6 protein-coding genes are annotated in these 6,413 nt (G+C 47.3%); 2 read left to right on the top strand and 4 right to left on the bottom strand.

Annotated elements, in window-relative coordinates; all coding sequences use genetic code 11:
- Nucleotides 1–46: 46 nt before the first annotated feature.
- Together Q0413_RS06135 and Q0413_RS06130 are read right to left on the bottom strand one after the other, a co-directional pair.
- Nucleotides 47–856 carry a transporter substrate-binding domain-containing protein gene (locus Q0413_RS06135; protein WP_298988104.1) on the bottom strand — a complete coding sequence of 270 codons (810 nt, stop codon included), beginning with the start codon at nucleotides 854–856 and terminating at the stop codon, nucleotides 47–49.
- A 412-nt stretch (nucleotides 857–1,268) separates the two neighbouring features.
- Nucleotides 1,269–1,772, bottom strand: a complete 504-nt coding sequence (locus tag Q0413_RS06130) for a hypothetical protein (protein ID WP_291936850.1) — start codon at nucleotides 1,770–1,772, stop codon at nucleotides 1,269–1,271.
- Between the two features lie 83 nt (nucleotides 1,773–1,855).
- On the opposite strand from Q0413_RS06130, the gene Q0413_RS06125 reads away from it, so the two are divergent.
- Complete coding sequence (locus Q0413_RS06125) at nucleotides 1,856–2,734, top strand: aminotransferase class IV (RefSeq protein WP_298988103.1); 879 nt, start codon at nucleotides 1,856–1,858, stop codon at nucleotides 2,732–2,734.
- A 46-nt stretch (nucleotides 2,735–2,780) separates the two neighbouring features.
- Here Q0413_RS06125 and Q0413_RS06120 read toward each other — a convergent pair whose 3' ends face one another.
- Both Q0413_RS06120 and Q0413_RS06115 read right to left on the bottom strand, forming a co-directional pair.
- Nucleotides 2,781–3,746 (bottom strand): DUF3137 domain-containing protein, encoded by a 966-nt coding sequence (locus Q0413_RS06120; RefSeq protein WP_298988102.1) that lies wholly within the window; start codon nucleotides 3,744–3,746, stop codon nucleotides 2,781–2,783.
- An 8-nt stretch (nucleotides 3,747–3,754) separates the two neighbouring features.
- Nucleotides 3,755–5,092 carry an AAA family ATPase gene (locus Q0413_RS06115; RefSeq protein WP_298988101.1) on the bottom strand — a complete coding sequence of 446 codons (1,338 nt, stop codon included), beginning with the start codon at nucleotides 5,090–5,092 and terminating at the stop codon, nucleotides 3,755–3,757.
- A gap of 56 nt (nucleotides 5,093–5,148) precedes the next feature.
- Between Q0413_RS06115 and Q0413_RS06110 the strand changes: the two genes are divergently transcribed.
- The coding region (locus Q0413_RS06110) for an SH3 domain-containing C40 family peptidase (protein ID WP_298988100.1) at nucleotides 5,149–6,413 on the top strand (1,265 nt) is incomplete at its 3' end.

The following is a 6,413-nucleotide window of genomic DNA, read 5'->3' as shown; positions in this document are numbered from 1 at the left end:
GACGTTTTAGTCGAAGGCGTTAGATAAAACACTGCTAAATTTCGTCCTAAAATATAGCATAGAGCCCATCTAGTAAGAAATATTTTTTATCTGCAGCGCCTTGATAAAATGGCTTGAAAGTTTCATCATAAGAACGTTCGAAAAAGCCCTGCTTGCTAAGTGTAACAAGCTCTTTATTTATCAGATCAAGCAATTCGGTATTGCCTTTGCGCACCCCAATGCCTAAGAATTCCGGATTGCCTAGATTTTGGATTGCTACTTCTAAGTTATCATCGATAATGGAATAAGCTAGTACAATGAGATTATCGTTAACGTAAGCATCGGCTTTGCCTTGTTTAAGCATATCATAGCATTCGGTAGTAATGGAGCAATGGATTAGATTGTGGATTTTATTTTTATACAAAAAATTTTCTGCCGTAGTCCCGCTACCCTCTACTAGGACCTTTTTGTTTGAAAGATCGTCTATGCTTTTGATGCCGTCGCTTTTACGTGTCAAAACTCCCAAGCTCATCGAAAAATATGGATAAGAAAAGTCGATTTGCCTTTTTCTATCTTGCGTTATCGTGATGGTCGCGACTGCAAGATCTACCTTATCGTTTTGTAATGCAGAGATCCTATCGCTGGCGTTTAAAGGGACGAACTCGACTCTACCGCGCTTATCGCCGAATATGCTCTTAGCTATAGCATCTGCAAGGTTGATTTCAAAGCCTTCGAAATTACCACTTTTTTCATCACTAAAAGGTGGCCTACCATCACGAACACCGATTTTAACGACCCCGGCAGATCTGATCTGCTCCAAACTGCCCGCAAAAACACCGCTGCAAAGTGCAAAAATAATGCAAAAAAGTAGTTTCATAAACTATCCTTTTCTTAAATTTAATATTATCCCTTAGATATTGTGTGATTTTACCCTAAAATAGTTAAACATAACTTCAATTACATAATACGGATTGCTAAATCGGTAGTAAGTGAACGAGATTAGAATTTAAGAAGTGATAGATAAAATTTTATAAAGTGAAATTTAGCCGTAGCGAAATGTCGCTCAGGAAAGTATAGACTTTAATTTAAAATTTATCTATCGTAATTTATGCCGTAGTTTTTGCAGCACCAGCATATAATTTGATTTGGAATTTATCCATCGTGCCGTTTGCTTTTCGAGCTGGAATTTTTACGTCTTGCCTACGTGCCGCATATTTCGCAATAAAATTTTAAAATTTGCTTGGGTTGAAATGCTGTTTTGTGTTATAGAATTTTGCGGTATTTTAAAACTATTTTTCGCCAACTTCTACGATTTTGCTTAGCACGTATTGTTCTAGCTCGCGTCTAGGCACGTCATTTTTGAGCGCTTCGTTGTAGATATTTTCGACTATGCGGCTGTATTTTTCGTAGGGAAAGTAGAGAAAATGGTTCGCCCAAGCGCGTTTGATGAGCTCGTGAGTAAGCTTTTTTCTAGCCCACGCTTTAAAGCAATCAAAGCCGATAAAAACCGCCGACGTCGCTATGATCGTAAATAAAATGGAGAAGTGAAAGTCGATCTTTTCAAACATCGCGTGCGTCAGCGTTATCAGAAACATAACGCAGACGAATGCGAAGCAGGCGAAGATCACGTAGGATTTGCCGTAGTTAAATTTAAAATTTAGCTTCGAAGGATCGACGAGCATTCCGTCGTTAAACTCGGCGTTGGCTTCGAGCAGATCACGGAAAAGCACGGGTTTATGCGATACATGAAACATAATATCTAAAAGTCTATCTTTAAAATTTGATTTATCCATCGGAGCTCCTTCGATTTTTGCGGCATTATATCTTAAATTAAATTGTTATAAGATAAAATAGCGCGAAATTTCAAGGAGCGATTATGTTTGAAATCAGCGGAATGAGCGGCGATGAGATAGTTTATATTAACGGTAAGTTTTGCGCGGCGAGGGATGCGGCGATAAGCCCTTTTGATCGCGGTTTCGTGCTCGGAGACGGCATCTATGAAGTAGCGCCCGTGGTAAATTCTAAAATTTGCGACAGAGCGGATTTTTGGGAGCGCTTTGAGCGCAGCGCCGCGCAGATCGAGCTAAAGATCCCGTATTCTCGCGAAAAATATGAGGAAATTTTATATGAGCTCATCGCGCGTAACGGCGTGAGCGAGGGCGCTTTCTATACTCAGATCACAAGAGGCGCGGCGATGCGGGATTTTGACTACGTCCGCGGTATAGAGCCCAGCGTCTTTGCTTTTGTGTATCATACGCAAATTTTTGATAATCCGCTCGCAAAAGAGGGGATCGAGATCGTAAGCCTGCCCGAGATCCGCTGGCATAGGCGCGATATAAAATCGATCTCGCTTTTAGCTCAGTGCATCTTAAAGCACGAGGCTCACAAGGCGGGCGCTTATGAGTGTTTTTTGATCGAGGACGGGCTAGTTACCGAGTGCTCCAGCTCCAGCGCGTTTATTATCAAAGATGACGTTCTGATCACGCGGCCGCTTTCAAACGACATACTGCCCGGCATCCGCCGCAAGGTGATCTTAGGCCTTGCCGAGCAGGCGGGGCTTAGCGTGCAGCAGCGGGCGTTTGGAATGAGCGAGGTTTATGAAGCCGATGAGGCCTTTATCAGCGCGGCGACGCTGATGGTGCTGCCGATCGTAAAAGCAGACGGCAGGCAGGTCGGCGGCGGTGCGGTCGGCAAATACGTACCTCGCCTGCGCGAGATGTATGCCGCGCGGCTAAGAGCCGAAGCGGGACTGTAATAGGGCGGTCAAATTTAGCCCGTTAAATTTAAACTATGCGGGCTGATTAAATTTTGCTTTCTAGCTCGCCGGTTATGCGGCCCAGCTCGCTTACTAATTCTAAAATTTCAGCCAGTTCGTATTGGTGAGCATACGCCGTTCCGGTTGTTGGAGGTATGCTAAATAGCTCTGTTTCGAAGCGGTTCGGCGCGCCGTTTAGAAATAGGTAAAATTTATTATCCATAAACGCCGCGCTTATGCTAAATTTATGGTAGTATCGCTTTAGCTCGTTTAGTCGCTCCATCAGCGCGGGCGTCAATAGATAGCGAGCTTCGACCTTGTCGTCAGCAAACACGCGAAATTCGCTATTAAAAATGACGTTGTCCATTAGCTCCTTCTCGCCTAAAATTTTTGTATTTAGCTCGCGGCTCGCTAAGATGGTTTTGGCGTAAAATCTCTTGCCGAATTCGCATATCAGCACGCTGCCGCTAAAATCCATATACGCATCATATAAGCTCATCGCAAGCGAAGCTAGCTTCACATAGGTATTGTCTATGCCCAGATCGTAGTTCTTTTTGATTCTAATCGCCTCGCTAAGGCTAAATTTTACCCCATCCCATTCGCCTTTTATCTCATCTTCGCCGATAAAATCGGAATTTGCAAATATTCCCGCTCTCCTGAATTCCTTCGCGCTTATGCCACGTCCTGGCGAATAAGTAAGCTGCGGATACGCCTGCGAGATCGCCGTGCGCACCAAAACTTTTTTGTAAAATAGTTTATATTCATAAGCGGCGTCCGCAATGCCGTCATAAATGCAAGCAACATAAATAATCAAAAGCACCGCGTAGATAAGATAGACTTCGATCATCTTGTAATCCGTATCATCGTCTGTTTTAAATACCGCATCGATCGCAAACATTATGATAAACGGAAACAGATACAAAAATGCTATCTTGGCATAGATCATCACTACCTTGCAAATACACTTTTTTTGTTTGGCTCTACTTAGCGCTATCGCTCTTTCTAGCTGCATGCGTTTCCTTAAATTTTTTGATCCGAAATTTTAAAAAATTCGTTCTCTTCGTAAAATTTCACCACAGCCTCATCTGCGCTTGCATTGCGCTGTAAATACCGTAGCAAGGGCTCCGTGCGCGTATATATCACCCCGAGCCCAGCAAGGCTCGTCGCGCGCGAAAGCGCCACGTAGAGCTGCCCCTTGGCAAAGATCCTGTCGATGTCGCAGATGAGCTGCGGAATGCTCATGCCTTGGGATTTGTGGATCGTGATGGCGTATGCGAGCTTGAGCGGGAACTGATAATAGCGCGCCAGCACGATCTGCTCGGCATCCGCGCCGCTTGCGGCGATTTCACTTAGTTCGTATGTTTGCAGCTGCACGCGGCTTAGTATGCCCGAGGGTTTTTTTACGACCACGCTTTCGATCTCGCCGCCGGAACTTTTTTCGATCTTTTCGACGACGCCTTGCTCGCCGTTAAAAAACTCGCCGCTTTTGTTTGCGGTAAACAGCACCTTTGCGCCCTCTTTCAGCGTCAGACTTTGCGGCGTATTTAGAGAGGCGATCCATTTTTGAATTTTTTGCTCGCTCACTCCGTTTTGCAGCGCTTCATAAACGCCCTCAAAGCTGCTTTGCGGCGCATTAAGCTTGGCTAGTCTGGCGCTATTTATCGCATCCACTTCGGCGTTTCTGCCCGAGATTATCGTGGCATCTGGTTCTGCTCGCGCGGCATCGATGAGCAAAGATCGCATCAGCTCCGCCGTCTGCTCGCTTGCGGTGCCGAGCCGCAGCTCGCAAAGCAGGCGGTATAGTGCCGCATCTGCAGTGCGCTTAGAGCCTATCATCTCGACGTAAAAAAACTCGCACTGCCTCCACGCGTACGAGCCGAAGGTGTAATCGGAGTCGCTAAATAGGCTCGCACGCGGCGCGCTCTCGCCCTCTTTGCGCACCGGCGGAAGCTGATAAAAATCGCCCGTAACGAGCAGCCGTCCGTTAAATTTAGAGCTTGAAATTCTAAGATAGATCATCTCGAAAAGCTCGGCGCCGATCATCGAAATTTCATCAATCACGATGAGGTCTGCGAGGGCTAAAATTTTTCGCAGCTCGCTTAGTTTGCCGCTTTGTTTGCGATCGAAGCCCTTTAGCTCCTCGTGGTTTTTGCAAATGCCGAAGCGGAAGAAGCTATGCACGGTCACGCCGCCGATTTCTACGGCGCTGATGCCGGTGCTGCCGAGCACGATGACGAGCTTGCCACGAGCGCGGTAATTTTCGATGAGCTCTTTTATTACGTAGCTTTTGCCTACGCCTGCGCCGCCCGTGATGAAAATATTGCGATCTTTTAGCTTTTGGATGATGAAATTTATCAAGTTTTTTCCTATTTTTTGGCAAAATTATAGCCAAAATTTTTTAAAAGGCATTTTGTTTGAAACGACTAGTATCTCTCATCTTCGCAGCTTTAGTTCTCGCAGGTTGCGCTACCCATAAGTTTATTCCGGAAAATCCCGCGGTTTTAGATCTCGAATACGCTCAAAACAGCGAGCGGCTGCCGGCTCCCGCTTCGGTGCAAAACATAAGCGGAAGCGCGTTTAAGAGCCGCTATTTTAAAATTTGGTTTGACGATGCGCCGATTAAAGCCGAAATCGATACGTTTTGGGGGCTTAATTACGCCAAGGGACGCCACTTTGACGCCGCAGGCAGGATATATAACGACGCGATCTATCAAAGCATCCGCATAAATGCGAACGAAGAGGCGTTCGGACTAATATCTGAGCCCGCTATAACGGTAAAAAACGCGCTGCTGCGAAATATCCCAAGCGACTTGCCGATTTTCGGCGATCCGAGCGAGCCGGGGGAGGGCGAACCGTTTGATTACGCCGCAAATTCCGCCGTGGGCGTGGGCTATCCGATGCTGCTGTCGCATTACAGCAGAGACGGCGCGTGGGCGTTCGTGCGCAACGACGGCGTGTGGGGCTGGATAAGAAGCGATGCGATAAAGCGCATCAGTCCTCAGCAGGCGGATATCTACGCAAATTCTAAATTTATAACGATCCTGCGCGACGGCGCCGCCGTCTATGACGAAAATGGCGCGGAGCTTTTTAGGGCGCGCACAGGCACGATCCTGCCGTATGATTTTAGCGGCGAACGCGATCTTGGCGGTACGCTCGGCGTACGGAGCGTATTTAGCGGCGAAATTTTAACCCAGTTTGGCAGCAAGAGATATTTCGTCAGCGCGGAGGATGCGAGGCTTTGGCCTGCGCCGCTTGATGAGCAAAACTCAAAGATCGTAGCCGCTAGCCTGCTTGGGCAGAAATACGGCTGGGGCGGGTATAAATTTCTTCGCGATTGCTCGCTTATGACGAAAGATTTTTTGGCAAATTTCGGGCTGTGGCTGCCGCGAAATTCCAAGGCGCAATCGGCTCGCGGCAAGCGTTTTTCGCTGGCGGGGATGAGCGCGGATGAAAAGCTCGAGCTCATCGGCAAAAACGGCGTAGCGTATAAAACCCTGCTGTATATGCCCGGCCACGTGATGCTCTACGTAGGGCAGGTGGACGGCAAGCCTGCGGTGCTACACGATATCTGGGGGCTTCGCACGATGGATGGCGGGCGCGCGGTCATCGGGCGCACGGCGATTACGTCGCTTACTATCGGCTCGGATCGCGCGGACATCGCCGAGGATCGCCTGCTAAT

The sequence above is a fragment of the uncultured Campylobacter sp. genome (genome assembly GCF_938045465.1).
Taxonomy (GTDB): Bacteria; Campylobacterota; Campylobacteria; order Campylobacterales; family Campylobacteraceae; genus Campylobacter_B.
The sequence above is the reverse complement of the archived record's forward strand: the minus strand, read 5'-3'. Positions and strand labels throughout refer to the sequence as shown.

Excerpts from the sequence above, each read along its gene's own strand:
- Q0413_RS06130 (WP_291936850.1), bottom strand. The coding sequence starts at position 1,772 with ATGGATAAATCAAATTTTAAAGATAGACTTTTAGATATTATGTTTCAT.
- Q0413_RS06120 (WP_298988102.1), bottom strand. The coding sequence starts at position 3,746 with ATGCAGCTAGAAAGAGCGATAGCGCTAAGTAGAGCCAAACAAAAAAAG.
- Q0413_RS06135 (WP_298988104.1), bottom strand. The coding sequence starts at position 856 with ATGAAACTACTTTTTTGCATTATTTTTGCACTTTGCAGCGGTGTTTTT.
- Q0413_RS06125 (WP_298988103.1), top strand. The coding sequence starts at position 1,856 with ATGTTTGAAATCAGCGGAATGAGCGGCGATGAGATAGTTTATATTAAC.